General features: G+C 68.1%; 24 protein-coding genes. 21 read left to right on the top strand and 3 right to left on the bottom strand.

The annotated features are described in order from the left end of the window. Window positions 1-182 precede the first annotated feature (182 nt). A complete protein-coding gene (locus PV764_RS01815) occupies window positions 183-470 on the top strand; it encodes a hypothetical protein (protein ID WP_046272599.1) in 288 nt (95 codons plus the stop codon). A gap of 57 nt (window positions 471-527) precedes the next feature. On the opposite strand, the gene PV764_RS01810 is transcribed toward PV764_RS01815, so the two are convergent. Beyond that, on the bottom strand, window positions 528-1,016 hold the full coding sequence (locus PV764_RS01810) for a GNAT family N-acetyltransferase (RefSeq protein ID WP_046272600.1): 489 nt from the start codon (window positions 1,014-1,016) through the stop codon (window positions 528-530). A gap of 90 nt (window positions 1,017-1,106) precedes the next feature. On the opposite strand from PV764_RS01810, the gene PV764_RS01805 reads away from it, so the two are divergent. The 5 genes from PV764_RS01805 to thrC all read left to right on the top strand — a co-directional run bounded on the left by PV764_RS01805 (window position 1,107) and on the right by thrC (window position 7,933). After that, on the top strand, window positions 1,107-1,796 hold the full coding sequence (locus PV764_RS01805) for a helix-turn-helix domain-containing protein (RefSeq protein WP_019183017.1): 690 nt from the start codon (window positions 1,107-1,109) through the stop codon (window positions 1,794-1,796). A 66-nt stretch (window positions 1,797-1,862) separates the two neighbouring features. Beyond that, on the top strand, window positions 1,863-2,810 hold the full coding sequence (locus tag PV764_RS01800; RefSeq protein ID WP_026069750.1) for a DMT family transporter: 948 nt from the start codon (window positions 1,863-1,865) through the stop codon (window positions 2,808-2,810). 347 nt (window positions 2,811-3,157) lie between these two features. Continuing rightward, complete coding sequence (gene thrA, locus PV764_RS01795) at window positions 3,158-5,680, top strand: bifunctional aspartate kinase/homoserine dehydrogenase I (protein WP_343312013.1); 2,523 nt, start codon at window positions 3,158-3,160, stop codon at window positions 5,678-5,680. Between the two features lie 14 nt (window positions 5,681-5,694). After that, window positions 5,695-6,609, top strand: a complete 915-nt coding sequence (locus PV764_RS01790) for a homoserine kinase (protein WP_026069748.1) — start codon at window positions 5,695-5,697, stop codon at window positions 6,607-6,609. 31 nt (window positions 6,610-6,640) lie between these two features. Beyond that, on the top strand, window positions 6,641-7,933 hold the full coding sequence (gene thrC, locus PV764_RS01785) for a threonine synthase (RefSeq protein ID WP_019183012.1): 1,293 nt from the start codon (window positions 6,641-6,643) through the stop codon (window positions 7,931-7,933). A gap of 7 nt (window positions 7,934-7,940) precedes the next feature. Here the strand turns inward: thrC and PV764_RS01780 are convergent, their stop codons facing one another. Then, window positions 7,941-8,702, bottom strand: coding sequence for a Crp/Fnr family transcriptional regulator (locus tag PV764_RS01780; protein WP_019183011.1), 762 nt, complete (start codon window positions 8,700-8,702; stop codon window positions 7,941-7,943). A 140-nt stretch (window positions 8,703-8,842) separates the two neighbouring features. Between PV764_RS01780 and hisS the strand changes: the two genes are divergently transcribed. The 15 genes from hisS to PV764_RS01705 all read left to right on the top strand — a co-directional run bounded on the left by hisS (window position 8,843) and on the right by PV764_RS01705 (window position 22,713). After that, window positions 8,843-10,240, top strand: a complete 1,398-nt coding sequence (gene hisS / locus PV764_RS01775) for a histidine--tRNA ligase (protein WP_019183010.1) — start codon at window positions 8,843-8,845, stop codon at window positions 10,238-10,240. Then, the gene (locus tag PV764_RS01770) at window positions 10,237-10,530 is read left to right on the top strand and encodes a hypothetical protein (RefSeq protein ID WP_046273472.1); all 294 of its coding nucleotides are present in this window, start codon (window positions 10,237-10,239) and stop codon (window positions 10,528-10,530) included. The genes hisS and PV764_RS01770 overlap by 4 nt, the downstream gene beginning before the upstream one ends. 166 nt (window positions 10,531-10,696) lie before the next feature. Further along, window positions 10,697-11,017 carry a YerC/YecD family TrpR-related protein gene (locus tag PV764_RS01765; protein ID WP_343312011.1) on the top strand — a complete coding sequence of 107 codons (321 nt, stop codon included), beginning with the start codon at window positions 10,697-10,699 and terminating at the stop codon, window positions 11,015-11,017. A gap of 10 nt (window positions 11,018-11,027) precedes the next feature. Next, a complete protein-coding gene (hisG, locus tag PV764_RS01760; protein ID WP_019183007.1) occupies window positions 11,028-11,939 on the top strand; it encodes an ATP phosphoribosyltransferase in 912 nt (303 codons plus the stop codon). Continuing rightward, complete coding sequence (gene hisD / locus PV764_RS01755) at window positions 11,936-13,231, top strand: histidinol dehydrogenase (protein ID WP_019183006.1); 1,296 nt, start codon at window positions 11,936-11,938, stop codon at window positions 13,229-13,231. Before hisG ends, hisD begins: the two co-directional genes overlap by 4 nt. Beyond that, on the top strand, window positions 13,228-14,316 hold the full coding sequence (gene hisC, locus PV764_RS01750) for a histidinol-phosphate transaminase (RefSeq protein ID WP_019183005.1): 1,089 nt from the start codon (window positions 13,228-13,230) through the stop codon (window positions 14,314-14,316). Before hisD ends, hisC begins: the two co-directional genes overlap by 4 nt. Further along, on the top strand, window positions 14,313-15,386 hold the full coding sequence (gene hisB, locus PV764_RS01745) for a bifunctional histidinol-phosphatase/imidazoleglycerol-phosphate dehydratase HisB (protein ID WP_046273469.1): 1,074 nt from the start codon (window positions 14,313-14,315) through the stop codon (window positions 15,384-15,386). The genes hisC and hisB overlap by 4 nt, the downstream gene beginning before the upstream one ends. Next, window positions 15,383-15,985 (top strand): imidazole glycerol phosphate synthase subunit HisH, encoded by a 603-nt coding sequence (gene hisH, locus PV764_RS01740; protein WP_019183003.1) that lies wholly within the window; start codon window positions 15,383-15,385, stop codon window positions 15,983-15,985. The genes hisB and hisH overlap by 4 nt, the downstream gene beginning before the upstream one ends. Further along, a complete protein-coding gene (gene hisA, locus PV764_RS01735) occupies window positions 15,982-16,716 on the top strand; it encodes a 1-(5-phosphoribosyl)-5-[(5-phosphoribosylamino)methylideneamino]imidazole-4-carboxamide isomerase (protein WP_046273468.1) in 735 nt (244 codons plus the stop codon). Before hisH ends, hisA begins: the two co-directional genes overlap by 4 nt. Further along, complete coding sequence (hisF, locus tag PV764_RS01730) at window positions 16,710-17,486, top strand: imidazole glycerol phosphate synthase subunit HisF (RefSeq protein WP_019183001.1); 777 nt, start codon at window positions 16,710-16,712, stop codon at window positions 17,484-17,486. Before hisA ends, hisF begins: the two co-directional genes overlap by 7 nt. Next, entirely contained in the window at window positions 17,476-18,114 is a 639-nt protein-coding gene (gene hisIE / locus PV764_RS01725) for a bifunctional phosphoribosyl-AMP cyclohydrolase/phosphoribosyl-ATP diphosphatase HisIE (RefSeq protein ID WP_421116052.1), read from the top strand. The genes hisF and hisIE overlap by 11 nt, the downstream gene beginning before the upstream one ends. A gap of 93 nt (window positions 18,115-18,207) precedes the next feature. Then, on the top strand, window positions 18,208-19,806 hold the full coding sequence (locus tag PV764_RS01720; RefSeq protein WP_046273466.1) for a calcineurin-like phosphoesterase family protein: 1,599 nt from the start codon (window positions 18,208-18,210) through the stop codon (window positions 19,804-19,806). A gap of 145 nt (window positions 19,807-19,951) precedes the next feature. Further along, complete coding sequence (locus tag PV764_RS01715) at window positions 19,952-20,953, top strand: glucokinase (protein ID WP_046273465.1); 1,002 nt, start codon at window positions 19,952-19,954, stop codon at window positions 20,951-20,953. A 33-nt stretch (window positions 20,954-20,986) separates the two neighbouring features. Further along, the gene (locus PV764_RS01710; RefSeq protein ID WP_046273464.1) at window positions 20,987-21,985 is read left to right on the top strand and encodes an isoaspartyl peptidase/L-asparaginase; all 999 of its coding nucleotides are present in this window, start codon (window positions 20,987-20,989) and stop codon (window positions 21,983-21,985) included. Continuing rightward, a complete protein-coding gene (locus PV764_RS01705; protein ID WP_421116051.1) occupies window positions 21,982-22,713 on the top strand; it encodes a copper homeostasis protein CutC in 732 nt (243 codons plus the stop codon). The genes PV764_RS01710 and PV764_RS01705 overlap by 4 nt, the downstream gene beginning before the upstream one ends. A gap of 77 nt (window positions 22,714-22,790) precedes the next feature. Here PV764_RS01705 and PV764_RS01700 read toward each other — a convergent pair whose 3' ends face one another. After that, window positions 22,791-25,874, bottom strand: a complete 3,084-nt coding sequence (locus PV764_RS01700; protein ID WP_421116050.1) for a TonB-dependent receptor — start codon at window positions 25,872-25,874, stop codon at window positions 22,791-22,793. Window positions 25,875-26,236 lie beyond the last annotated feature (362 nt).

Here is a 26,236-nt window from a genome sequence, read left to right as displayed (position 1 = left end):
GCTGGCGATGCCCCATGGTCGCCAGTGGCCCGCTTCCTGAAGCGGTACCCGAACAGCCCCGGCCCTGCCGGGGCTGTTCGTTTTTGCCCGACACCGCCGGTGGCCGCCAGCGCACCGGACGGCCCCGAACGGTAGCAGGGGAATTGGTGCATACTCGGGACAAAGAGCCGCTTGGATTTGTCATGGAACACATGCGTTGGCTGACGCTTCGTCTCAGCAACAATCAATCCATCGGCCCGAAGGTGCTGATGGACCTGTGGGCCAACGCGTGCGAGACCAATCAGTCTTCGGTGACCCGCGAAACGCTGCCCGGGAAATCGACCTCCTACGCGCTGCATGCCCCCACCTCGCTCGCCTACCCAAAGCGTGCCGAGCTGCGCATGCGCAAGCTGCTGGAGGAGGCCGGGTACACGTTCACGCTCGGCTCGCTGGCCGACCGTCCGGCGCCGCAGCCGGTGCGCTTCCGCTGACGCGTTCATCGGCCACGCATTGATTCACTACCCCACCGGGCTGCCGCGGCCGCGCGTTCAGTCGATGCGGTCGGCGGCGGCGCTGCGCACCATGATCCGGACCGGCATGCCGGCGGCATGCTGCAGCGATTCCAGCGGTGCCCAGCCCAAGCGGCGATACAGCCCGCCATCATCGGCTTCGGTCTGCAGGTAGACATCTCGTACCCCGAGCGCACGGCCGCGTGCCAGCAATTCCCTGATGACCTTCTCGGCGAGGCCGCGCCCGCGGTGCGCCGGATGCACGTAGACGCCCCCCAGCCAGTGCAGGCGTTCGGGGCGTTCGGTACGTTCATGGAACTTGAGCTGCGCCGCGGCGACCGGAACCCCGTCGTCCAGGGCGATCAGCAGCAGGGGCAACTCGTCGTCCTGAAGGAAGACTTCCAGCCGCTGCTGTTCATCGAGCAGGGTCAGGCCCGGTACGTGGCTTCCCCACTCCTGGAAATACCACTGGGCCAGCACGGGTAGCAGGTCGGGGCGGTCACTGAGGGGAACGATGCTGCAGGCCACGGTGAACGCTCCATGTTGTACGGGTCGGCCGCCATGGTACGCGGATGCGGTGGCTTGCAGCGCCCTTCGCCCTGCGCGCAGACTATCGCCATGCTTGCCAGCGCCTGCCACCTGCGGTGTTACGGAACGTCCAGCGATGTGGACCGGCATGACTTTGCGCAATGGGTGCTGCCGCTGCGCGGTGATCTGGATTTTGAAGTCGACGCCTTCGGCGGCCGGCTGGATGTGCTGCAGGGGGCCTTCGTGGCGCCCGGCGAGGGGCATGCGCAGACCGGTGATGGCGAGCATCTGATGCTGATCGTGGATTGCCCGGCGGGGCTGATCGATGACGACACCCTGGAACATCTGCGCCGGCAGCGTTGGCTGGCCCTGCCGAAGCGATTGCGGCAGGGGCTGTCCGGCACGCTTCCGCAGGGCAGCGATGCGCTGCTGGCCACACTGCTGGAGCAGTACGCCCCCGCCGGCAGCGCGGCGCGTCTGCATGCCTTGTGCACCCGCTTGTCCGCCAACCCTGGCGCGGACTGGAACGTGGCCCGCATGGCCGCGCTGGTCGGCATCAGTGGCAGCCGCCTGCATGCAGCGTTCGTGCAGGAGTTCGGCGTGCCGCCGCACGCCTGGCTCAGTGCCTGCCGGCTGCGCTGGGCCAAGCACCGCTTGCTGACCAGTGCCGACAGCATCGCCACGATCGCGCTCGATGCCGGCTACTCCGAGCACAGCGCGCTGACCCGCGCCCTGCGGCGGGAGACCGGGCTGACGCCGCAGGCCTTCCGGCGGCAGTAGCCTGGGTCAAGACGCCGCCGGGCGCGGCTTCTACACTGCGCGGCCAATGCACATGCGTGAGCCGCAATGAATCGATCGATGGGAGTGGGCATCGCCAACGGCATCGCCGCCGGCGCGCTATGGGGCGTGGTGTTCCTGGCCCCGGCGATGCTGCACAGCTTCAATGCGGTGCAGCTCTCGGCCGGCCGCTACCTGGTGTACGGCCTGATTGCCGTGCTGCTGCTGGCACCGCGTTGGCGGCAGCTCAAGGACCGGCTGGCCTGGCCCGAGTGGCGCGGCCTGCTGTGGCTGAGCCTGGCCGGCAACCTGGTGTACTTCCTGCTGCTGGCCAACGCCGTGCAGTGGGCCGGCGGCGCGGCCGCATCACTGATCGTGGGGTTGATCCCGGTGGTGGTGACCCTCGCCGGCGTGCGCGAGGAGGGCGCCGTGCCACTGCGGCGGTTGGCGCCGGCGCTGCTGCTGTGCCTGCTTGGCGTGGCGCTGGTGGGCTATGAGGCCTTGATGGCCGAGCATGCACAGGGCTCTGCCGGGCGCCGCCTGCTGGGCCTGCTGTGCGCGATCGGCGCGCTGCTGTCCTGGGCGGTGTACTCGATCGGCAACAGCCGCTGGCTGGCCCGCCGGCCGGACCTGTCCGGGCACGATTGGTCGCTGCTTACAGGCATCACCACCGGCGGCCTCGCCCTGGTGCTGGTGCCCAGTGCCTTCCTGACCAGCACCACGGTGCATGCGCCCGGCGCGTGGCTGAACTTCTGGCTGATCAGTGCGGGTGTGGCGGTGGTCGCTTCGGTGCTCGGCAACGCCTGCTGGAACCGTGCCAGCCGCCACCTGCCGCTGACCCTGACCGGCCAGATGATCGTGTTCGAAACGCTGTTTGCGCTGCTGTACGGGTTTGCCTGGCAGCAGCGCTGGCCGACCCTGATGGAAACCTTGGCCATCGTCTGCCTGATCGCCGGCGTGCTGATGTGCGCGCATGCACATCGTCCGCCTGCCGCAGTGGCCGAGCATGTGGGATAGGGCAGCCCTTGCTGTATCTGGATGGTCACAATCGCAACTGTTTGGCCGACGATCGCGGCGGTTTACGTGCCGCGATCTTTTGCAGCGCAGCACTTGACAAGCAGGGCGGCGGCGTAGTTTTCTTGGCCCATGGTCATCGCCGCCGCCCACGTCCAGCTGCTCCTTCCCGCCTCCGCGGGCGGGCAGACCGTGTCGACCGGTACCACCATCATTACCACCGCCACCACTCGCCCGGTGCGGCCCGTCGTCTTCGCGTAATTTCCGAAAACCACGGCCCCGCACCCAGATCAGGTGGCGGGGGAAACTCTCAAGCCTGATATGCCGCGGGGCCTCGCATCGAGGTCAGCATGTCTTCTGTCGCCGCTTCCGCTCCACCCTCCGCCCAGCCTGCCGTTTCTGTCGCCTCGCGTGCCGGGGTCGCGACCGTCGTCCACAAGTTCGGCGGCACCTCGGTCGCTGATGCCGAGCGCTATCGTCACGTGGCGCAGCTGCTGCTGGCGCGTGACGAGGCGATGCAGGTCACCGTGGTATCGGCGATGAAGGGTGTCACAGATGCGTTGATCGGCGTGGCCACGCTGGCGGCCGAAGACGGGTCGGCCTGGCGCGAGCATTGGCATGCGCTGCGTGCCCGCCACCGTGGCGCCGCAGTGGCGTTGCTGGGCGAACACGCCGGCGCGACGGTGGAATGGCTGGACCAGCGCTTCGATCAGCTGGCCGAGGTGCTGGGCGCGCTGGCGGTGATCGGTGGCCTGCCCACCGAAGTGCTGGACCGGGTACAGGGCATGGGCGAGGTGTACTCGGCTCAGTTGCTGGGCAAGTACCTGCAGATGCTGGGCGAAGACTGCGCCGTGCTGGATGCGCGCGATGTGCTGGTGATCGAGCGCGGCGAACTGGGGGTGGACGTGGATTGGGTGCGCAGCGCTGAACGCCTTGCGCATTGGCGACTGCAGCATCCGCAATCGCGCATCGTGGCGACCGGCTTCGTCGCCCGCGACCGCCAGGACCGCATCACCACGCTGGGCCGCAACGGCAGCGACTACTCCGGGGCGATCTTCGCCGCCTTGTTCAATGCCGATGAGCTGCATATCTGGACGGATGTGGACGGCGTGCTCTCCGCCGACCCGCGCGTGGTGCCCGAGGCGGTCCAGCTGGAGGCGCTGAGTTACGACGAAGCCTGCGAGCTGGCCTATTTCGGCGCCAAGGTGGTGCACCCGCAGACGATGTCGCCGGCGATCGAGCGCGGCCTGCCGATCATCATCCGCAACACCTTTCACCCGGACCATCCGGGAACACGTATCACCGCCGAACGCACCGCCTCCGGCCCGATCAAGGGCCTGACCTTGAGCCCGGACCTGGCGGTCATCAACCTGGAAGGCACCGGCCTGATCGGCGTGCCTGGCACGGCCGAGCGGGTATTCGCGGCGCTGCGCAATGCACATGTGTCGGTGGTGATGATCTCGCAGGGGTCTTCCGAGCATTCGATCTGCTGCGTGGTGAAACAGGCCGAGGCGGTACGTGCGCGTGAGTCGCTGCTGCAGGCGTTCGCGCATGAGTTGAGCCTGGGCCAGGTGCAGCGCGTGCAGCTGACCGACAACGTGAGCGTGCTGGCGGCGGTGGGTGACGGCATGGCCGGGCAGCCCGGCGTGGCTGCGCGCCTGTTCGAGTCGCTGGGCCGCGCGCAGGTGAACATCCTGGCGATCGCGCAGGGCTCGTCCGAGCGCAACATCTCCGTGGCGGTGGACAGCCGCCATGCGACCAAGGCCCTGCGTGCGGCGCATGCCGGCTTCTGGCTGTCGCCGCAGACGTTCTCGGTCGGTGTGATCGGCCCGGGCAACGTGGGGGCGGCCCTGCTGGATCAGTTGCAGGCCACCCAGGTGCAGCTGCTGGGCCGCGCCAACGTGGATCTGCGGCTGCGTGCGGTGGCCTCGCGCAGCCGCATGGTGCTGGACGAACGGGGCTTGAAGGGCGACTGGCGCGCGGCGCTGTCCGGCCCAGCGCAGCCGAGTGACCTGGAGGCGTTCACCGAGCATCTGCTCTCTGCCCACCTGCCGCACGCGCTGATCATCGATTGCAGTGGCAGCGCCGATGTGGCCGACCGCTATGCCGGCTGGCTGGCCGCGGGCATCCACGTGGTCACCCCGAACAAACAGGCCGGCGCCGGTCCGCTGGAGCGCTATCACGCAATCCGCGAGGCGGCCGCCGGCAGTGGCGCGCGCTTCCGTTACGAGGCCACGGTGGGGGCAGGGCTGCCGGTCATCACCACGCTGCGCGACCTGGTCGATACCGGCGATGAGGTGCTGGCGATCGACGGCATCTTCTCCGGCACTCTGGCGTGGCTGTTCAACAAATACGACGGCCAGGTGCCGTTCTCCGATCTGGTCAGCCAGGCGCGTGGCATGGGCTACACCGAGCCGGACCCGCGCGATGATCTCTCCGGCGTGGATGTCGCGCGCAAGCTGGTGATCCTGGCGCGTGAGGCGGGCCGTGAACTCAGCCTGGAGCAGGTGCGCGTGGAGAGCCTGGTGCCCGAAGCGCTGCGCCAGGCCAGCGTGGAGGATTTCATGGCCGGCCTGCCGCAGATCGATGCGGTGTTTGCCGAGCGGCTGGCCGTCGCCAGGGCCGAGGGTGCGGTGCTGCGTTACGTGGCACGCCTGACCCCCGACGGCGCTGAAGTAGGACTCGTCGCGCTGCCGGCGGCGCATGCCTTCGCCAACCTGCGCCTGACCGACAACGTGGTGCAGTTCACCACGCGCCGCTACTGCGATAACCCGCTGGTGGTGCAGGGTCCGGGTGCCGGGCCGGAGGTGACCGCCGCGGGCGTGTTCGCCGATGTGCTGCGCGTGGCGGTGGGCGAAGGAGCGCGCCTGTGAGTCACGGCAGCAGCATTGAAGCACGCGCGTTCGCACCGGCCTCGGTCGGCAACGTGGGGGTAGGGTTCGATATTCTTGGCCACGCGATCGAAGGCGTTGGCGATACGGTCACGGTCCGCCGGATCGACGAGCCCGTGGTTCGCATCCACGCGATCCGCGGCACCACGGTGGACCTGCCGCTGGTGGCCGAGGACAACACTGCCGGTGCTGCGCTGATCGCGCTGTGCGCCGCCCTGGATCTGCCCTTCGGCTTTGAGGTGGAGATCGACAAGGGCATCGCCCTGGGCTCGGGCATGGGCGGTTCGGCTGCCTCCTGCGTGGCGGCGCTGGTGGCCGCCAATGCGCTGTTGCCGCAGCCGTTGTCGCGCGAAGCGTTGTATCCGTTCGCGTTGACTGGCGAGGCGGTGGCCAGTGGCGGCCGCCACGGCGACAACCTCGGGCCGATGCTGCTGGGCGGGCTGGTACTGAGCACGGCCGACCGCCTGGTGCCGGTGCCGGTCCCGGCGGCGTGGCACAGCCTGCTGGTGCATCCGGATGCGGTGCTGGAGACCCGCCGCGCACGCGCTGCACTGCAAGGGCACTACGCGCTGAGCGAGTTCGTCGCGCAGAGCGCGAACCTGGCACTGGTGCTCAGTGGCTGCTACACGTCCGATGCCGGGCTGGTCCGGGCGGGCCTGCGCGACGTGCTGGTGGAGCCACGCCGTGCCGGGCTGATCACCGGGTTTGCGGCGGCGCGCGATGCCGCGCTGTCCGCCGGGGCGATGGGCGCCAGCATTTCCGGCGCGGGGCCAAGCGTGTTTGCCTGGTTCGAACACCGCGAGGCCGCACTCGCCGCGCAGGCCGCGGTCCAGCGGGCGTTCGCCGAGGCAGGCTTCGACAGCCAAAGCTGGGTGTCGCCCTTGAATGCTCCTGCCGCCCGACTGCTGTGACGCCTCCACTCTTTCTACTTTGGGATCTCCGATGAAGTTTGTCTCCACGCGTCACGCTGCTCCCGCCACCTCGCTCAGCCAGGCGCTTGCCGCAGGCCTTGCCCCGGATGGCGGTCTGTATGTGCCCGAACACCGCCCGCAGTTGCAGAGCTGGTCAGCGCAGGCGAGCTTCGCGCAGACCGCGGCCGCAGTGCTTGCACCGTACTTCCAGGACGATGCCTTGGAAACGGTGCTGCCCGAACTCTGCGCGCAGGCCTTCAATTTCGATGCGCCGCTGCGCGCGCTGGCAACCGCCGATGACCATGTGCTGGAGCTGTTCCATGGCCCCACGGCGGCGTTCAAGGATTTCGGTGCGCGCTTCCTTGCGGCCTGTCTTGCCCGGTTGCAGCAGGGGCGCGAGCGCCCGCTGACGATCGTGGTGGCGACCTCGGGCGATACCGGCGCGGCGGTGGCCGCTGCCTTCCATCGGCAGCCGGGGATCCGCGTGGTGGTGCTGTACCCGGATGGCCGCGTCTCGCCGCGCCAGGCGCATCAGCTCGGCTGCTTCGGCGACAACATCCACACGCTGCGGGTGGCCGGTTCCTTCGATGATTGCCAGGCGATGGTGAAGCAGGCGCTGGGCGATCGTGAGCTGCAGGACGCGGTGCCGCTGAGCTCGGCCAACAGCATCAGCCTGGGCCGTTGGCTGCCGCAGATGAGTTACTACGCACACGCCGCACTGCTACATCAGGCGCAGACCGGCCATGTGCTCAATCTGGTGATTCCGACCGGCAACCTGGGCAACGCGATGGCGGCCATCCTGGCGCGGACGATGGGGCTGCCGCTGGGGCAGATCGCCCTGGCGACCAATGCCAACGATGTGTTGCCGCGCTATTTCCAGGGCGATGCCTACCAGGCGCAGACCAGCGTCGCGACCATCGCCAATGCGATGGACGTGGGCGCGCCCAGCAATTTTGAGCGGCTGCGGTGGTTGTACAACGAAGATGACGTGGCCCTGCGGGGCGCGTTCACGGCCGAAGCCGTGGATGATGCGGCGATCCGTGAAGTGATCAAGCGGCGCCATGACCTGCATGGCGAGGTGTTCTGCCCGCATACGGCGACCGCGGTGGCGCGCCTGGAGCACCTGCGTGCTGCCGGCGTGCAGGGGCATTGGGCGGTGGCGGCCACCGCGCATCCTGCCAAGTTCGAGTCGGTGGTGGAGCCGTTGATCGGCCGGCCGTTGCCGGTGCCGCCGGCCCTGGCCGCGTTGCTGGAGCGGCCGGCGCGGGCCGAGGCATGCGCGCCGGCGTATGGCGCGCTGCGTGAGGTGCTGCTGCGCGGCTGATGCGGGGTCAGTAAGACTCGTCGGCCGACAGCTTCTGGAGACCGGCTTCGTCGAGGATCTCGACGGTGTTCAGATGGGGCAGGGCGATCAGGCCCTGCTGGCGCAGCTTGGTGAAGGTGCGGCTGACGGTTTCCATGGTCAGGCCGAGATGGTCGGCGATGTCGCCACGGCCCATCGGCAGGGTCACGCGCAGCCCCGGTTCGCCGAGCAACGCTTCGCGCGCGGCCAGGCGCAGCAGGAAATCGGCGACCTTCTCGGCCGGCTGCAGCCGGCCCAGCGCCATCGCGGCATCCTGCGCGGCATCCAGTTCCTGACAGGCGCGCTGCAGCAGCTTCCGTTCCAGGTGGGGGAAGCGCGAGCGCAGGTCCTTCATCTGCGGCAGGGCCACGCGGCAGACCCGGCTGTCGGCGATGGCCTCGATGTCGTAGCGGTGGTGGTCGCTGCCGCTCAGGCCGAGGAAATCGCCGGGCAACACGAAGCCGCTGATCTGGCGGCGCCCGTCGGCCAGCGTGCGGACCAGGCGCAGCGCGCCTGCCGTAATCGTATAGACATGTTGGCGCGGCTCGCCGGCACGGGCCAGGGTAGAACCCAGCGGCAGCGCCTGCGAGACGGTGACCCGCTCCAGTGCCTGTACTTCATCCGGCGACAGCGCCGAGCAGACCGCCAGGTGCCGTACCGAGCAATGCAGGCAGTCGCGCAGGGGCGAGCAACCGGGGGCGGCGGGGTCTTCAACAGCGGAAAGCGCGGTACCGGAGTGGGGCCGGGTCATGTCAGGTCAGCAAGCGGGGCCTGCCTATGATACTTCATGCCGCCATTGGCCCGGTCCTGACGCGGGATGCGGCCCGTCGCGCTGGCTGCGGCTAGAATATGCCGCTCGCTCATCCCCCCGTTTCCGCAGGAGTCCCGCAAGTGATCAAGCCCCGTACGCCGCCCGGCATCATGGAATTGCTGCCGCGTGAGCAGATCGCGTTCCAGCGCATGCTGGACGTCATCCGCCGCAACTACGAGCGGTTCGGGTTCCTGCCGGTGGAAACCCCGGTGTTCGAGCTGTCCGATGTGCTGCTGACCAAGTCCGGCGGCGAGACCGAGCGCCAGGTGTATTTCGTGCAGTCCACCGGCGCGCTGGCCAATGCCGCCGAAGCCGAAGAGAAGGCGCTGCCCGAACTGGCCCTGCGCTTCGACCTGACCGTGCCGCTGGCGCGCTACGTGGCCGAGCACGAACACGACCTGACTTTCCCGTTCCGCCGCTACCAGATGCAGCGCGTGTACCGCGGCGAGCGTGCCCAGCGTGGCCGCTTCCGTGAGTTCTACCAGTGCGATATCGATGTGATCGGCAAGGACACGCTGAGCACCCGTTACGACGCCGAAGTGCTGGCGGTGATCCATGCGGTGTTCGCTGAACTGCGCATCGGTGATTTCTCGGTGCAGCTCAACAACCGCAAGCTGATGCGCGGCTTCTTCGAAAGCCTGGGCGTGGCCGATGGCGAGCGCCAGCTGGCCGTGCTGCGTGAAGTGGACAAGCTGGACAAGCGTGGCGCCGATTACGTGCGCGAGACGCTGGTGGGCGAGGGCTTTGATATTCCCGCCGAGCAGGTCGAGCGCATCCTGGCCTTCGTTGCCGTGCGCTCGAGCAGCCATGCCGATGCACTGGCCCAGCTGGACGCACTGCTGGCCGATGCGGCCGCCAGCGAGACGCTCAAGCAGGGCGTGGCCGAGCTGCGCGAAGTGCTGCAGCTGGTCAAGGCGCTGGGCGTGCCGGAAACCGCGTACTGCCTGAACTTCTCGATCGCGCGCGGCCTGGACTACTACACCGGCACGGTCTACGAGACCACGCTGACCGACCACCCGCAGATCGGCTCGATCTGCTCGGGCGGCCGTTACGAAGACCTGGCCAGCCACTACAGCAAGTCCAAGCTGCCGGGCGTGGGCATCTCCATCGGCCTGACCCGCCTATTCTGGCAGCTGCGCGAGGCCGGCCTGATCGCCGGTATCGAGGACAGCAGCGTGCACGCGCTGGTGGCCCTGATGGACGACAACGGCCTGCCGGAGTCGCTGGATATCGCCCGTCGCCTGCGCGTGGGCGGCATCAATGCCGAAGTGCAGATGGAGCCGAAGAAGATCGGCAAGCAGTTCCAATACGCGGCCAAGGCGGGTATCCGTTTCGTCGTGCTGGCCGGTGAGGATGAGCTGGCGCGTGGTGTGGTGGCGGTCAAGGATCTGCTGCGCGAGCAGCAGTTCGAGGTCGCCCGCGACGAATTGGCCAGCGCGCTGCAGGTCGAGCTGGAGCAGGCCAAGGCGATGGCATGAAGCGGCTGGGGGCGGGGGCACTGATGGTGCTCCTGCTCGCCGGCTGCCAGAGCGATCCGCAGCTGCGCAGCAAGCGGATCGGCGCCGGGCATTACCGGCTCGTCGTCGATCGCTGCCATGTGATCGATCACGACGGGCTCGAACGCGACCTGCGTGAGCTGGCCGACACCCAATGTCCCGGCGGCGCCGGGGCGTTGGAGGCGGTGGAGTCGATCCCGAGCCGCCAGGGCAGCCTGCTTGGCGAGTGCCTGCGCAGTGGCGCCCTGCGTGCCGAGGTCCGCTGCCGGTAGGTGCCGACCGCTGGTCGGCACGCTTCTCCGTGGATACCCATCCAACGCCCGCCAACGCGGGCGTTGTTCGTTTCCAGACCCTGAACCGGCCCATTCCGCCTGCGCGGCGGTTTGACCGTGTGCCGTCATTTGCGCTAATGTAATAGCACGCTATTACATTGATACGATGAAACTACGTCCGATCCCCCGCGAAAAAGATGCCCAGGCCGATCTGGCCTCGCTGGCGCGTGCGTTTGCTGCCCTGTCCGATCCGGAGGAAGTGACCGCGTTCCTGCGCGACCTGTGCACGCCTGCCGAGCTGGAGGCGCTGTCCGACCGCTGGAAAGTGGTGCCGTTGCTGCAGCAGGGCGTGCCGTATCGCGAGATCCATGAGTTGACCGGGGTCAGCGTGACCACCACCGGGCGCGTGGCGCGCTCGCTGGACCACGGCCACGGCGGCTATGCCGCCGCCATCGCCGCCACGCCGTCCTCCCCCGAATCCGAGTAGAGACCTCCCCATGAGTGCAACCCAGACCGCCCCGGCACGTGACCGGCTGCGTATCGCCATCCAGAAGAACGGGCGGCTGGCCGAGCCCGCGCGCAGCCTGCTGACCGCCTGCGGGCTGAGCTGGCGGCAGAGCCGCGACAAGCTCTTCTGCTATGGCGAATCGCTGCCGGTGGACCTGCTGCTGGTCCGCGATGACGATATCCCCGGCCTGATCGCCGATGGCGTATGCGACTTTGGCATCGTCGGCCGCAACGAGCTGGACGAGCAGGGGGCCGCGCGCCGCCGGATCGGCCTGCCGGACGCCTACCAGGCGCTGCGCGGGCTCAACTTCGGCCAGTGCCGCTTGATGCTGGCGGTGCCGGAGGAATGGGAATGGACCGGCGTCGAACAGCTGGCCGGCAAGCGCATCGCCACCAGTTACCCCGCGATCCTGGCCGACTGGCTGGCCGAGCGTGGCGTGGATGCGCAGGTGGTCGAGCTGTCCGGATCGGTCGAAATCGCCCCGCGCCTGGGTACGGCCGATCTGATCTGCGACCTGGTCTCCAGTGGCGCGACGTTGGCCGCCAACCAGCTCAAGCCGGTTGAAACCCTGCTGGAGAGCGAAGCGGTGCTGGCCGGCCCGGTCCGCACGCCCGATGACGCCCGTGCCGGCCTGATGGCGATGCTGCTGCGCCGCCTCGATGGTGTGGTGAAGGTGCAGGACAGCAAGCTGCTGATGTTCCGCGCCGAGCTGGATCGCGTGTCCGAGCTGACCCGCCTGCTGCCCGACGCCGACCCGCTGGTGCAGCTGCCCGATGATGGCGGCCACCTGCGTTTGCAGACCATGTGCCACGGTGCGTTGACGTGGCAGCGGTTGGAGGAACTGGAGCGCGCGGGCGCGCAGGGCTTGATGGTATTGAGTGTGGAGCGGTCGCTGGCATGAATCGTTTGACGTGGTCCCAATTGGATGCCGGCGCCCAGGCGCAGGCGCTGCAACGCCCGGTCCAGGCCGTGGCGGCACGCACCCGCGAGTCGGTCGCGGCCCTGATCGCCGCGGTGCGCGAAGGCGGCGATGCTGCGCTGCGCGAGATCACCCTGCGCTTTGACGGGGTGGCGCCGGATACCTTCGAGGTGAGCGAGGCGGAATTCGCCGCCGCCGAGCAGGCCGTCTCCGCCGAACTGCGGCAGGCGATGATCGATGCCGCCGCCCGCATCCGCACCTTCCACCAGGCGGGCATGAGCCAGGGCTATGCGGTCGAGACCGCGCCCGGCGTGCGCTGCGAGCGCGTGGTGCGTCCGATCGCCCGAGTGGGGCTGTATGTACCGGCCGGCAGTGCACCGCTGCCATCCACCGCCTTGATGCTGGGCGTGCCCGCGCAGCTGGCCGGCTGCCGCGAGGTGGTGCTGTGCACGCCGCCGCGAAAGGACGGCAGTGCCGACCCTGCGGTGCTGGTGGCCGCGCGCCTGACCGGCGTGCACCGCGTGTTCAAGCTGGGCGGCGCCCAGGCCATTGCGGCGATGGCCTATGGCACCGACAGCGTCCCGGCCTGCGACAAGCTGTATGGCCCGGGCAACAGTTTCGTGACCGAAGCCAAGCAGCAGGTGGCCCAGGACGGCGCGGCGGCCATCGATATGCCGGCCGGCCCGTCCGAAGTGCTGGTGATCGCCGATGCCGGCGCCAATCCGGCGTTCGTCGCCGCCGATCTGCTCTCGCAGGCCGAGCACGGCCCGGATTCGCAGGTGCTGCTGCTGACCGATGACGCGGCGATGGTGGATCGGGTTGAAGCGGCCGTCGAGGCGCAGCTGGCGCAGTTGTCGCGTGCGCAGATCGCCGCGCAGGCGCTGGCGTCTTCGCGCCTGATCCTGGTGGATTCGCTTGATGAGGCCTTCGCGATCAGCAACCGGTACGCGCCGGAGCACCTGATTCTCGCGCTGCGCGAGCCGCGCGCGTGGTTGGAGAAGGTGGAGGCCGCCGGTTCGGTGTTCCTCGGCGACTACACCCCCGAAGCGCTGGGCGACTACTGCAGTGGCACCAACCACGTGCTGCCCACCGCCGGTGCGGCACGCGCCTACAGCGGCGTCAGCGTGGCCAGTTTCCAGAACCTGATCAGCGTGCAGTCGGCCACCGCTGCCGGCATCGCCGCGATCGGGCAGTGCGCGCGTGTGCTGGCGCGCGCCGAAGGCCTGGATGCCCATGAGAACGCAGTGACCCTGCGCATGGAGGCGGCCGCATGAGCACTGCTTCCGTCCTGTCCCTGGTCCGCGAGGACCTGCAGGCCTTTGCCGGGTACTCCTCGGCGCGCAGCAGTGCGCTGACCGGTGATGTCTGGCTCAACGCCAACGAATCGGCCTGGGCCAACCCGGCCGACGCCGAGGGTGGCGCGCGCCGCTATCCGGATCCACAGCCGGCCGCCCTGCGTGATCGCCTGGCGGACCTCTACGGCTGCGCCCCCGGACAACTGCTGATCGGCCGTGGCAGTGACGAGGCCATCGATCTGCTGGTCCGTGCGCTGTGCGAGCCGGGCCGCGATGCAGTGGTGACCACGCCACCGGTGTTCGGCATGTATGCCGTCTGCGCCCGCCTGCAGAACGCGCCGCTGATCGAGGTGCCGCTGGTGGACCAGGGCGATGCACTGGTCGCCGATATCGACGCGGTCATCGCCGCTGCGCTGGCCGGCAAGGCGAAGCTGGTGTTCCTGTGCTCACCCTCCAATCCCGCTGGCAGCGTGATCCCCCTGGCGGAGATCGAGCGGGTGGCCGCCGCGTTGCAGGGCAGGGCACTGGTGGTGGTGGATGAGGCCTACGTCGAGTACGCCGAGCAACCGTCCGCAACGACGCTGCTGAGCCGTTACGACAACATCGCCGTGCTGCGGACGCTGTCCAAGGCGCATGCCCTGGCGGCGGCGCGCATCGGCAGCCTGATCGCGGATGCCGCGCTGATCCAGTTGCTGCGCCGCTGCCAGGCCCCGTATCCGGTGCCGGCGCCCTGCGCGGATCTGGCGCTGGCGGCGCTCTCACCCGAGAGCCTGGCCGTCACCGCCCAGCGCACCGCGCAGATCAAGGCAGAACGCGCCCGCCTGCAGTCCGGCCTGGCCGCGCTGCCCGGCGTCGCGCGCGTCTATCCTTCGCAGGGCAACTACCTGCTCGCCCGCTTTGCCGATGCACAGGGTGCCTTCGACGCGTTGCTCGCCGCCGGTGTGGTGGTGCGTGACCAGCGGGCTGCACCCCAGCTTGGCGATGCGCTGCGCATCACCATCGGCAGCCCCGAGCAGAATGACCGTGTACTTGCCGCCCTGATGGCCCGGAGGGCTGCCGCATGATCCCGATTCTGTTCGTCGACCGCGACGGCACCCTGATCGAAGAGCCCGCCGATTTCCAGATCGACGCCTACGAGAAGCTGCGCTTCGTGCGCGATGTGATCCCGGCGATGCTCAAGCTGCGCGATGCCGGCTACCAGTTCGTGATCGTCAGCAACCAGGACGGGCTCGGAACCGACGGCTACCCTCAGGCCAGCTTCGATGGCCCCAACGACCTGATGCTGCAGATCTTCGCCAGCCAGGGCATCACCTTCCGTGACGTGCTGATCGACGGCACCTGGCCGCAGGACAACGCGCCCACCCGCAAGCCGGGTATAGGGCTGATGCTGCCGTACCTGCAGGACCGCAACATCGACTGGGCCCGCTCGGCCATGGTGGGCGACCGCCTGACCGACATCCAGTTCGCCGAGAACATGAAGATCCGTGGTTTCCAGCTGCGCACCGAGCAGTTCGGCGGTGACTGGGACTGGACCTCGATCGCGCACGAGCTGGCCGACGCACCGCGCCGCGCCAGCGTGCAGCGCAACACCAAGGAGACCAGGATCCGGGTCGAGGTCGATCTGGACCGCACCGCCGAACCGCAGACCCACACCGGCCTGCCGTTCTTCGATCACATGCTGGAGCAGATCGGCAAGCACGGCGGTTTCGCGCTGAGCGTGCAGGCCGAGGGCGACCTGCACATCGATGAGCACCACACGATCGAAGACACCGGCCTGGCGCTGGGCCAGGCCCTGCGGGAGGCACTCGGCGACAAGCGCGGGATCGGCCGCTATGGGTTCACGCTGCCGATGGACGAAACGCTGGCCAGTGCCGCGCTGGATTTCAGCGGCCGCCCGTATTTCGTGTTCGAAGGCGAGTTCAAGCGTGAGCGCGTGGGCGACATGCCGACCGAGCTGGTGCCGCATTTCTTCCGCTCGCTGTGCGATGCGGCCGGGCTCAACCTGCACCTGAGCGTGCGCGGTGACAACGACCACCACAAGGTCGAGGCCTGCTTCAAGGCGCTGGCCCGTGCACTGCGCCAGGCCTTGCCGCGCCAGGGCACCGCGTTGCCGAGTACCAAGGGGGCGCTGTGACGGAGGTTGCGCTGATCGATGCGGGTGGGGCCAACCTTGGCTCGGTCCGCTATGCGCTGGAGCGGCTGGGCGTGCAGGTGCGCCTGGTGCGCGATGCGCAGGGGCTGGAGGGCGTCAGCCGGGTGATCCTGCCCGGCGTCGGCGCCGCCCCGCACGGCATGGCGCGCCTGCATGCGCAGGGACTGGTCGAGCCGCTGCGCAACCTGCAGGTGCCGCTGCTCGGCATCTGCCTGGGCATGCAGCTGCTGTTCGACGGTTCCGAAGAGGGGCACGTCGAATGCCTGGGCCTGCTGCCCGGGGTGGTGCGTCACCTGCGCCCGGCCACCGGCATCCGCGTACCGCACATGGGCTGGAACCGGCTGCTGCCACTGCGCGAGTCGCCGTTGCTGGCCGGTGTGCCGGCACGCGCCAGTGCCTACTTCGTGCACAGCTATGCGGCACCGTTGGGCGAAGACACCGTGGCGGCCTGCGATCACGGCGGGCTGTTCGCGGCGGTCGTGCAGCGCGGTCGGCACAGTGGCGCCCAGTTCCACCCGGAGCGCTCGGCCGATACGGGCGCGCGCATCCTGCGCAACTTCATCGAGAACGAACCCACATGAGTTTCATCGTCTATCCCGCCCTGGACATCCGCGAAGGCCGTGTAGTGCGGCTGCTGCAGGGCGATTACGCGCAGCAGACCACCTACGGCGATGACCCGCTGCCGCGCGCGCAGGCCTTTGCCGCGGCCGGCGCAAGCTGGATGCACCTGGTGGACCTGGATGCGGCCCGGGCAGGCGGTTACACGCTGGCGCCGCTGCTGGCTGCGATCGCGGCGCAGACCGGCCTGAAGGTGCAGACCGGCGGCGGCGTGCGCTCGCGCGATGATGTCGCCCGGATTCTTGATGCCGGTGCGGCCCGGGTGGTCGTCGGCTCGGTCTCGGTGCGCGAGCCGGACACGGTGATCGGCTGGCTGCGCGAGTTCGGCCCGGACCGGCTGACCATCGCACTCGATGCCCGCCAGGCCGAGGACGGCCGCTGGCTGTTGCCGGTGCATGGCTGGACCGAGACCGCCGAGGACACGCTGGAGGCGTTGGCCCAGCGCTACGCCGAGGCCGGCATGCAGCACCTGCTGTGCACCGATATCGCCCGCGACGGGATGCTGTCCGGGCCGAACATCGACCTTTACCAGCACTTGGCGCGGCTGTTGCCCGGCGTGGCGGTGCAGGCCTCCGGCGGCGTGCGCGATGCCCGGGACGTGGCCCAGGCCAAGGCCGTCGGCTGTGGCGGCGCGATCCTCGGTAAGGCGCTGCTGGAAGGGCGCATGACCCTGGAAGGAGCGCTGGCATGCTGAGCCGCCGCCTGATTCCGTGCCTGGACGTGCGCGATGGCCGCGTGGTCAAGGGCGTGCGCTTCCGCGACCACGTGGACATGGGCGATATCGCCGAGCTGGCGATGCGCTACCGCGACCAGGGCGCGGACGAACTCGTGTTCTACGACATCGGCGCCAGCCCGGAAGGGCGCGCGGTGGATGTGGGCTGGATCGAACGCATCGCGCGCCTGATCGACATTCCGTTCTGCGTGGCTGGCGGCATCAGCGATGTGGAGACCGCGCGGCGCGTGCTGCATGCCGGTGCCGACAAGATCTCGATCAACTCCCCGGCGCTGGGCCGGCCGGAACTGATTGAGGAACTGGCCGATGCGTTCGGTGTGCAGTGCGTTGTCGTTGGTATCGATTCGGTACGTGAGCCGGATGGCGAATGGCGGGTGCGCCGGTTCAGCGGCGATCCGGACAAGACCCAGGCGGTGGCCGTACGCACGCTGGACTGGCTGGTGGAGGCGCAGCGCCGCGGCGCCGGCGAGATCGTGCTGAACTGCATGGACAGTGATGGCGTGCGCCGCGGCTACGACGTGGCCCAGCTGCGCCAGGCGCGTGCGCTGTGCCAGGTGCCGCTGATCGCCTCCGGCGGTGCTGGCGAGATGCAGCACTTCGCCGATGTGTTCGACCAGGCCGACGTCGATGGCGCGCTGGCTGCCAGCGTCTTCCACAGTGGCGCCATCGCCATTCCCGCGCTCAAGCAGTTCCTGCGCGAGCAGCAGATCGAGGTTCGAGATGTCTATTGAGGTGAATTCCATCGACGTGCGGCCGTCGCGCGAGGCGCTGGCGCAGCTGGACTGGGGCAAGGGCGATGGCCTGCTGCCGGTGGTGGTGCAGGACACGGACACGCTGCGTGTGTTGATGCTGGGCTATGCCAATGCGGCCTCCTTGGAGCAGACCCTGGCCACGGGCCAGATGACCTTCTTCAGCCGCAGCAAGCAGCGGCTGTGGACCAAGGGCGAGTCCTCCGGCAACGTGCTGGCGGTGACCGCCATGCGGATCGACTGCGACAACGACACCGTGCTGGTCAGTGCGCGCCCTGCCGGCCCCACCTGCCATACCGGCAGCGAGAGCTGCTTCCCGCAGGCGCCGGGCAACTTCCTGGGCCGGCTGGATACCGTGGTACGCGAGCGCGAGCAGCAGCGCCCGGCTGGCAGCTACACCACCTCGCTGTTCGACGGCGGTACCCGCCGCATCGCGCAGAAAGTGGGGGAGGAGGGGGTGGAGACGGCGCTGGCCGGCGTGGCGCAGGATGACGAGGCGCTGCTCGGCGAGTCGGCCGACCTGCTGTTCCACCTCACCGTGCTGCTGCGCGCGCGTGGCCTGTCGCTGGACGATGCGGTCGCGGTGCTGGCGGCGCGCCACGCGGGGTAAGGCCGGGCTGCACATCGTTTAACGTCGGTGAAACGCGGTGCAGGCGATGATGTGCGGCTCTACAATTCCCCACCCCCGACCGGACCACCCCCGATGACCCGTACTGCCGCCTGGCTGGCTTGCCTGCTGTTGATGACTTCGCCTGCCTGGGCTGCTGAAACGACCGTTACCGGCAAGGTGTATCAGGAGCGCGACGGCAAGCCGGGCCGCGGCCCGACCGATCCCGGCCTGGCCGGTGTACAGGTTTCCAACGGTGAAACGATCGTGCGCACCGCCGCCGACGGCAGCTACAGCCTGCCGGTGCGCGAGGGCCAGACGGTGTTCGTGATCAAGCCGGACGAGTACCGTTTCCCGGCCGCTGCCAACGGACTGCCGTCCTACTGGCGCCACTATGCGCCGCAGGGGTCGCCGAAGCTGAAGTACGACGGCATCCGTGCCACCAGCGGTGCCACCCGCAACTGGGATTTCGCGCTGGAGCCGGCCAAGGGCACCGATGCCGCGCGCAACGGTTTCGAGATGCTGGTGTTCACCGATTCGCAGACCGCCAGCCGCCAGGACATCGGCTACTACCAGCGCGCCATCGTCGAGCCGATCATCGGCAAGCACCCGGCACGGCTGGGCACCACGCTGGGCGACATCGTCAACGACGACCTGAGCCTGTACCCGGACATCAACAAGGTCACCGCCCAGCTGCAGGTGCCGTGGTTCCACGTGCCGGGCAACCACGACCTGGACATGGACGCCGGCAACGATGCCCATTCGCTGGACAGCTGGCGCGCGGTCTACGGGCCGGATACCTACGCGGTGGAAGAGGGCGGGGCAAGCTTCGTGTTCCTCGATGACGTGGTCTACGACCCCAAGGCCAAGCCGAGCTACGTGGGCGGGCTGCGCGCGGACCAGTTCACCTTCCTCGGCAACTACCTCAAGGGCCTGCCGCGTGATCGCCTGGTCGTGCTCGGCATGCACATCCCGCTGTTCGATGCGGCGCCGGGCCGTGAGACGTTCCGTCATGCGGACCGCACGCGCCTGTTCGCGCTGCTCAAGGACTTCCCGAATGTGCTGGTGCTCAGCGGCCACAGCCACACCCAGCAGCACTACTACCACGGTGCCGCCGAGGGCTGGCAGGGCCGCAAGCCGCTGCACGAATACAACGTGGGCGCCGCCTGCGGTGCGTTCTGGTCCGGGGTGAAGGACGGCAGCGGGATACCTGATGCCACCATGAGCGATGGCACCCCGAATGGCTACGCGGTGCTCTCGGTCAAGCCCGGTGGCGAGTACGGGCTGCGCTATTACGTGGCGCGCGCGCCGGACGATTACCAGATCGCCCTGCATGCGCCGAAGGTGTTGCGCCAGGGCGCGTATCCGGCGTGGGGCGTGTACGCCAACGTGTTCATGGGCCAGGCCGATTCGCTGGTGGAGTACCGCGTGGACGATGGCGCCTGGCAGCCGATGAAGCGCGTCGAGCAGCCGGACCCGCGCCTGCTGCAGGAAAACGTCGCCGACGATACCGCCGAGCGCCTGCGCGGGTTCGACCGCTCGCCCGAAGCCACGCCGTCGCCGCACCTGTGGCGCGGCGCACTGCCCACCCACCTTGCGGTGGGGGAGCACAAGGTGGAAGTGCGTGCGGTGCAGGGCGATGGCCCGACCGCCACGGCCAGCACCAGCTACCGCCTGCAGACCGCCAAGCCCTGAGCGCGGCGTTGTCGTTTCAGTACGCCGCTGTATGGCAGGCGCGGCTTTGCAATCCCCCGGCGATGCCTGAGAATCGCCGGGATTCAATCGATTCAACCAAGGCAAGCGAGTGAGCGCAGCGGTACCGGTTCCGGCTCAACCTGAGGTGTCGCCGACCGCGGCGCAGCGGGATTCCCTCCCTGACAGGCTGATCGTGGCCGACGTCGGCGGTACCTTCGCCCGCGTCGCGTTGGCCAGCGTGCGCGCTGGTGCAGCGCCACAGCTGAGCGGTCTTCAGCGCTATGCCTGCGCCGAGCACGCCAGCCTGGCCGCGATCCTGGCCGATTTCATCGCCACGCTGCCCGCCGCGCCGGACAATGCGGTGGTCGCGATTGCCGGCCTGCTGGACGGCGATCACCTGGTCAACACCAATCTGCCGTGGCCGGTCTCGGTCGCGCAGACCCGTCATGATTCGGGGCTGGCTTCGCTGGCGCTGATCAACGATTTCGAAGCAGTGGCCTACGCGATTCCGCACGTAGCGCCGGAGTCCATGGTGGCCCTCAATGGCGATCCGGGCGCGGGCCCGCGTTGGCCGGCATTGGTGTTGGGGCCGGGCACCGGGCTGGGCGCGGCACTGCGCTTTGAAGGCGGCGAGCGGCCGGTGCTGGCCAGTGAAGCCGGCCATGCCGCGTTGAATGCCTGCAATCCGTTGGAGCTGGAGGTGCTCTCGCGCCTGCTCCAGCGCTGGGACCACGTGGACAACGAGCGCGTGCTGTCCGGTGGCGGCCTGATGAACCTGTATCCCTGCCTGTGCGATATCCGTGGCGTCACACCGCACTGGACCAGCACCGAGGCGCTGATCGCCGCCGCGCACGAGGGCGTGGATCCGGTGGCGGTGGAAACGCTGGAGGTGTTCTGCGCCTGGCTTGGCAGCCTGGCCGGCGACCTGGCCACCACCTTTGGTGCCCGCTCGGTCTATCTGGCAGGCGGCATCTCCACGCGGGTGGATCGCTTCCTGCGTGATGGCCGTTTCCGCGCGCGTTTCCTGGCCAAGGGCGTGATGCACGAGGTGCTGCGCCAGGTGCCGATCTGGCGGGTGGACCACGGCGAGCTGGGCGTTCTTGGCGCGGCGGTCTGGCACGCGGAACATCGCTGTATCGTCGTGTAATTCTTTCCTTGCCCGTTCGCTGGAGACCTACCCATGACTGACCGCAGGCGATTTCTCCAGGCCGGTGCCCTGGCCGCTGGCGCCCTCGCACTGCCGACGCTGCAGGCGCGTTCCGCCGCCGGTGCTCGGGTGGTGTCCACCTGGGATTTCGGCGTAGGGGCCAACCAGGTCGCCTGGAAAACGCTGTTGGCCGGTGGTTCGGCGCTCGATGCCGTGGAAGCCGGTGCGCGCTGGGCCGAGAGTGATCTCTGCAATCCCACGGTCGGGCGCTGCGGCAATCCCGATCGTGATGGCGTGCTGAGCCTGGATGCCAGCATCATGGATGGCGATGGCCGCTGTGGTTCGGTGGCGGCGCTGAGTGATATCGCGCACCCGGTCTCCGTGGCACGGCGGGTGATGGAGCAGACCCCGCACGTGATGCTGGTCGGCGAGGGCGCGCAGCAGTTCGCCGTGCAGCAGGGCTTTGAGCGGAAGAAGCTGCTCACCCCGGAAGCCGAGAAGGCCTGGCGCGAGTGGCTCAAGACCGCGCAGTACACCCCCGAGATCAATGCCGAGCGGCGCAGCCGCCCCGGTGACAGCAGCAACCACGACACGCTGGGCATGCTCGCCATCGATGCCCAGGGGCGTCTGGCCGGTGCCTGCACCACCAGTGGCATGGCCTGGAAGATGCACGGCCGCGTGGGCGACAGCCCGATCATCGGGGCGGGCCTGTACGTGGACAACGAGGTCGGTGCCGCCACCGCTTCGGGCGTGGGCGAGGAAATGATCCGCAATGCCGCCTCGTTCCTGGTGGTCGAGTTGATGCGCCAGGGGCGCTCGCCGGCCGAGGCCTGCCGCGAGGCGATCGCGCGGGTGGTGCGCAAGCGCCCCGAGGCGAGCAGGACCCTGCAGGTCTGTTTCCTCGCCTTGAACAAGCACGGCGAAGTGGGTGCCTACGCACTGCACCGCGGTTTCGTCTACGCGGTCTGCGACAAGGACCGGCAGGACGATCTGCGTGATTCCGCTTCGGTGTACACGAGCGAGCAGACGTGAGCGCGCCGCGCCGGCTGCTGGAGATCGCCTCGAATTCGGTGGCCTCCGCCCTGGCGGCCCAGCACGGCGGGGCGGATCGGGTCGAGCTGTTCGACAACCTCGCCGAGGGCGGCACGACCCCGTCGCAGGGCAGCATCGCGGTCGCCCGTGATCGCCTGCGGATTCCCTTGTTCGTGCTGATCCGGCCGCGGCCCGGGGATTTTCGCTACACCGCGCTCGAGGCCGAGATCATGCTGCGCGACATCGCGCATTGCCGCCAACTCGGCTGCGATGGCGTGGTGATTGGTGCGCTGGATGCCGACGGTGGCATCGACATGCCGCTGTGCCGGGAACTGGTATCCGCAGCGGGCCCGCTCGGCATCACCTTCCATCGCGCCTTCGATGCCGCGCGTGATCTGCCCGCGGCGCTGGAGCAGATCGTGACGCTGGGGTGCCATCGCATCCTGAGCTCGGGCGGGCAGGCAAGTGCGCTGGCCGGTGCCGATGTCCTGGCCGCGTTGGTGGCGCAGGCAGGTGATCGGCTATCACTCATGGCCGGGGCGGGAATTACGGCGGGCAACATCGTGGAGCTGGCCCAGCGCAGTGGGTGCCTCGAACTGCATGCCTCGGCGAAGACCACACACCATTCGGCGATGCGCCATCACAATCCGGCGCTGATCGGGTTGTCGCCGGACTGGACCGTCACCGACGCGGCGCAGGTCAGTGCACTGCGCGCGGCGCTGGATTAAAAAAACGGCAGCCGCCTGTGAAAGCGCAGCTGCCGTGGAGGACCGTTGCCCCGCCCGGAGGCGGGGGCGGGTGACGCTTAGAACTTCCAGTTCACGCCGAAGTACAGCTGGCGCCCGGTGTAGGTGTTGGACACCAGGCGGGCCTTGGTGTCGTTGCCCAGATGGATGCGCTGCTCGGACTTGGTCGCGTTCAGCACCGAGGCGGTGAAGGTCAGCGCTTCGGTGAAGTTGTAGGCCACGTTGAGATCCAGCTGGTCGTACGGTTCGGAGTACTGGCTCATGCCGTTGACCGGACCGCCCACGACTTCACCACGGCGGTTGTACGACGCCCGTGCCAGGAACTTCTCGTTCTCGTAGAAGAGGGTGACGTTGGCCTGGTTCTTGGCGCTGCCCACCAGCGGCGAGGAACCGATCTCTTCGCCATCGAGCACGATGGCGGCCAGGTTGGTGTCGTTGTAGGTGTAGTTGGCCTGGATGCCGAAGCCCGTGTCGAAGGTGTACTGACCGTACAGCTCTACGCCCTGCGAGACGCCATCGCGGCCGTTGGCCTGGGTCTCGTACTTCTGCACCGTGACCGTTTCGCCACCGACATTCATCTGCTGGTCGCGGACCACCGGCACCGTGAAGTTGTCCACGTTCTTGCGGAACAGGCCCAGGCCCGCCACCGCGCCGGGCTTGAAGTACCACTCCAGGCCGACGTCGAACTGGGTCGCTTCGAACGGTTCCAGGTTCTTGTTGCTGCCATAGCCGTACCAGCCGGGCGTGTCCGTGCCGCCGGCAACGCGACGGTCGTTGCTGTACTCCTCGCTGATGTAGTTCAGCGCGCCGGGGGCGGCGATGCTGGTGTAGCTCGGGCGTGCGATGACCTTGGAGGCCGCACCGCGCAGCACCAGCGTATCGGTGATGTCCCAGGCGATGTTGAAGCTCGGCAGGAAGTCCGTGTAGGTCTTGTCCATCGAGGTGAAGGCGTACGTTCTCTCGCGTGCCAGGCCATCCGGCAGGCGCACGAAGCCGCTCTGGCAGACATAGCCGGTATTGGAGGCGATCAGCGGCGCGGCAGCAGGATCGTTGCAGCCCATCGGCGAGCCGGCGGCGTTGTCCTGGAAGTAGTCGTTGAACTTCTCGACCGAGTCACTGGATTCGGCGAACTGCTTGGTCCGGACCACGCGCACGCCGACGTTGCCGCGCACGCGCTCGGTACGGAAGTTGGCCTGGAAGTAGCCCGAGTAGATCTTCTCGTTGACGTTGTAGACGAAGTCCTCTTCCTTGCGGCTGTGCGATCCGCCGTACTTCTCGTTGAGGTAGTTGATGTAGGCCGGGTAGTTGATGCCCGGGAACACGTTGGCGTTGAAGCCGCCGGCGATGTTGCTGATCGGGTTGGACAGGAAGAAGCCCGGCTGGGCGACACCGGCGGTGGCATCGCAACCGGCCTGGTAACGGTTGTTGTCGTAGTCGGCCGGATCCTTGCCCTGGCACACCCAGTAGGTGTTGCCGGTATTGCGGTGCACATCGCCGTCGCGGTACTTGGCACCGAACTGGATGGAGTCCAGCCAGCCGCTTTCAAACAGCTTGGTGAAGTCAGCCTGGAAGTAGTTCTGCTTGACCTCGGTCTGCATCCACGACGAGCCGGTCGAGCCGGTGTCGATCTCGGCGATGCCGGCCATCAACTGGTCCTGCAGGTTCGGCGAGAAGGTGGCGCTCGGCGTACCGGTCAGATCCCATGCGCTGTAGGTGTTGCCGGACTGCCACACACCGTCGACCTGGCGGCGCGGCTTGGCGGACATGTCGAAGTTCATCGACGGGCCACCTTCGGACCAGGTGCGGCCACCGGTGAAGGAGGCCTTCCACAGCGGGCTGATATCCCACTCGACGGTCAGGTCGCCGGTCTGCGAGAGCGCCTTTTCCTTGCTGTAGGTACCGGTCAGCTGCGGGGTGGGGATGGTGCAGTCGTCCGGACCCCAGCCGCCCGGCGCCATGCCGGCGGCCGCAGCCTGTTCTTCGCTGCAGTAATACGTCTTGCCGGCCAGCTTTTCGTACTGCGCGCCGGTCACGATGCTGCCGGAGGGGTCGAAGTTCAGCCCGTTGAGCAGGCGGCCGCCGTCCCAGTTGCCGTCGCCGTTGAAGCGGGCGAGGTTCCATTCCGGGATCTTCAACATGTTCTGGGTGTAATTGCCTTCCAGCTCGAAGCGGAAGTAATTGGCGGTCAGCGTCAGGTTGTCGGTCGGCTTGAACTGGAAGGTCAACTGGCCACCAGTGCGCTCGCGCTTCTCTTCCTTCACGGCGAAGTTCACCGAGGTCGGCATGAAGAATTCGCTGTAGTTGCGGCCGCTCTGGTCATTGAAGCCGGACTGGCCCCACCAGTAGTGGATACCGTCCTGCAGCTGCGGATTGCCGTACGCATCCACCGCGTCGGTTCCGTTGCCGTACCACTGGTAATCCTCGGTGCTCGCCTGCATGGTGCGGCTGGTGCGGGTCTGCTTGGTCGCGCCGACCAGCACGCCGAAGCGCTCATCCTTGCTGTGCCAGGAGTACAGCGCCGACGTCTGCGGATCCACGTCGTGGCTGGTGTCCGAGGAGGTGCCCTCCAGGTTCACGTAGCCGGAGTTGGCTTCCATGTCGAGCGGGCGACGGGTGTGCAGGATCACGGTGCCGCCGATGCCGCCTTCATCCAGGCGGGCCTCCGGCGATTTGAACAGCTCGGCGCTGGAAAGCATGTTGGCCGGCAGCAGCGTGTAGTTGAACGAACGGGTGGCCTCGTTGTTGGTTTCCGAGGTCGCCACGTAGTTGCCGTTCAACTGGGTCAGGGTCAGGTCCGGAGCGAGGCCGCGGACACTGACGGTCTTGCCTTCGCCACCGCTGCGCTCGATGACCACGCCAGGCACGCGCTGCAGCGCGTCGGCGACGTTCTTGTCGGGGAACTTGCCCACGTCCTCGGCGGTGATCACTTCCACCACGGCGTTGGCGTCGCGCTTCTGCTGCAGACTCTTTTCGATGGCGTAGCGGTAGCCGGTGACGGTCACGCTGTCGAGCGTGGTGGCATCGGGTGTACCCGTGGCCGGGGTGGCTTGCTGCGCGAGCGCGGCCGGCACGACGGCCGTGGCCAACGCGCTGGCAATGGCCGCGGACAACGCAACGCGGCGGTGCATGCGTGACATCTTCATTCCACTCTCTCCCTCTCCTGGATTGAAACGGTGGCGATACGAATTCTTTGAATCGATCTAATGGGTGGAGCCAAATTATCTCGAGCGTCGAGTTGCCTGGCGCGTCCCGCATGCATCGCGTGGGGCAGTCCCCCGGCTCCCCACTTCCGGCAATCGTGACCGTTTTAAGTTGGATCGATCTAAACGATTGGCGGGGGATTTTTAGCACGACCGCGCGAGGGAAGCATGCTGCTCCGCAATATGGACGCGGGGCGTGCTTTCGCTTGACCCGGGCCGATCCCGCGATGTTGCTGGGTCCGGGGCTTCAGCCCGCTATATCGGCCGATGAGGCGGAATGTCGGCCCCCGGCACCGGGCACTGCC

The organism is Stenotrophomonas sp. AS1 (assembly GCF_048957655.1).
Taxonomy (GTDB): domain Bacteria; phylum Pseudomonadota; class Gammaproteobacteria; order Xanthomonadales; family Xanthomonadaceae; genus Stenotrophomonas; species Stenotrophomonas bentonitica_A.
Note: the sequence above shows the minus strand (reverse complement) of the source record. Positions and strands in the feature narration are given on the sequence as shown.

Coding starts and splice junctions, on each gene's coding strand:
- hisG (WP_019183007.1), top strand. CDS start 11,028: ATGAGTGCAACCCAGACCGCCCCGGCACGTGACCGGCTGCGTATCGCC.
- PV764_RS01815 (WP_046272599.1), top strand. CDS start 183: ATGGAACACATGCGTTGGCTGACGCTTCGTCTCAGCAACAATCAATCC.
- hisA (WP_046273468.1), top strand. CDS start 15,982: ATGAGTTTCATCGTCTATCCCGCCCTGGACATCCGCGAAGGCCGTGTA.
- hisC (WP_019183005.1), top strand. CDS start 13,228: ATGAGCACTGCTTCCGTCCTGTCCCTGGTCCGCGAGGACCTGCAGGCC.
- PV764_RS01720 (WP_046273466.1), top strand. CDS start 18,208: ATGACCCGTACTGCCGCCTGGCTGGCTTGCCTGCTGTTGATGACTTCG.
- PV764_RS01800 (WP_026069750.1), top strand. CDS start 1,863: ATGAATCGATCGATGGGAGTGGGCATCGCCAACGGCATCGCCGCCGGC.
- PV764_RS01710 (WP_046273464.1), top strand. CDS start 20,987: ATGACTGACCGCAGGCGATTTCTCCAGGCCGGTGCCCTGGCCGCTGGC.
- thrA (WP_343312013.1), top strand. CDS start 3,158: ATGTCTTCTGTCGCCGCTTCCGCTCCACCCTCCGCCCAGCCTGCCGTT.
- PV764_RS01770 (WP_046273472.1), top strand. CDS start 10,237: ATGAAGCGGCTGGGGGCGGGGGCACTGATGGTGCTCCTGCTCGCCGGC.
- PV764_RS01765 (WP_343312011.1), top strand. CDS start 10,697: ATGAAACTACGTCCGATCCCCCGCGAAAAAGATGCCCAGGCCGATCTG.
- PV764_RS01805 (WP_019183017.1), top strand. CDS start 1,107: ATGCTTGCCAGCGCCTGCCACCTGCGGTGTTACGGAACGTCCAGCGAT.
- hisB (WP_046273469.1), top strand. CDS start 14,313: ATGATCCCGATTCTGTTCGTCGACCGCGACGGCACCCTGATCGAAGAG.
- thrC (WP_019183012.1), top strand. CDS start 6,641: ATGAAGTTTGTCTCCACGCGTCACGCTGCTCCCGCCACCTCGCTCAGC.
- PV764_RS01700 (WP_421116050.1), bottom strand. CDS start 25,874: ATGAAGATGTCACGCATGCACCGCCGCGTTGCGTTGTCCGCGGCCATT.
- PV764_RS01780 (WP_019183011.1), bottom strand. CDS start 8,702: ATGACCCGGCCCCACTCCGGTACCGCGCTTTCCGCTGTTGAAGACCCC.
- hisIE (WP_421116052.1), top strand. CDS start 17,476: ATGTCTATTGAGGTGAATTCCATCGACGTGCGGCCGTCGCGCGAGGCG.
- hisF (WP_019183001.1), top strand. CDS start 16,710: ATGCTGAGCCGCCGCCTGATTCCGTGCCTGGACGTGCGCGATGGCCGC.
- hisD (WP_019183006.1), top strand. CDS start 11,936: ATGAATCGTTTGACGTGGTCCCAATTGGATGCCGGCGCCCAGGCGCAG.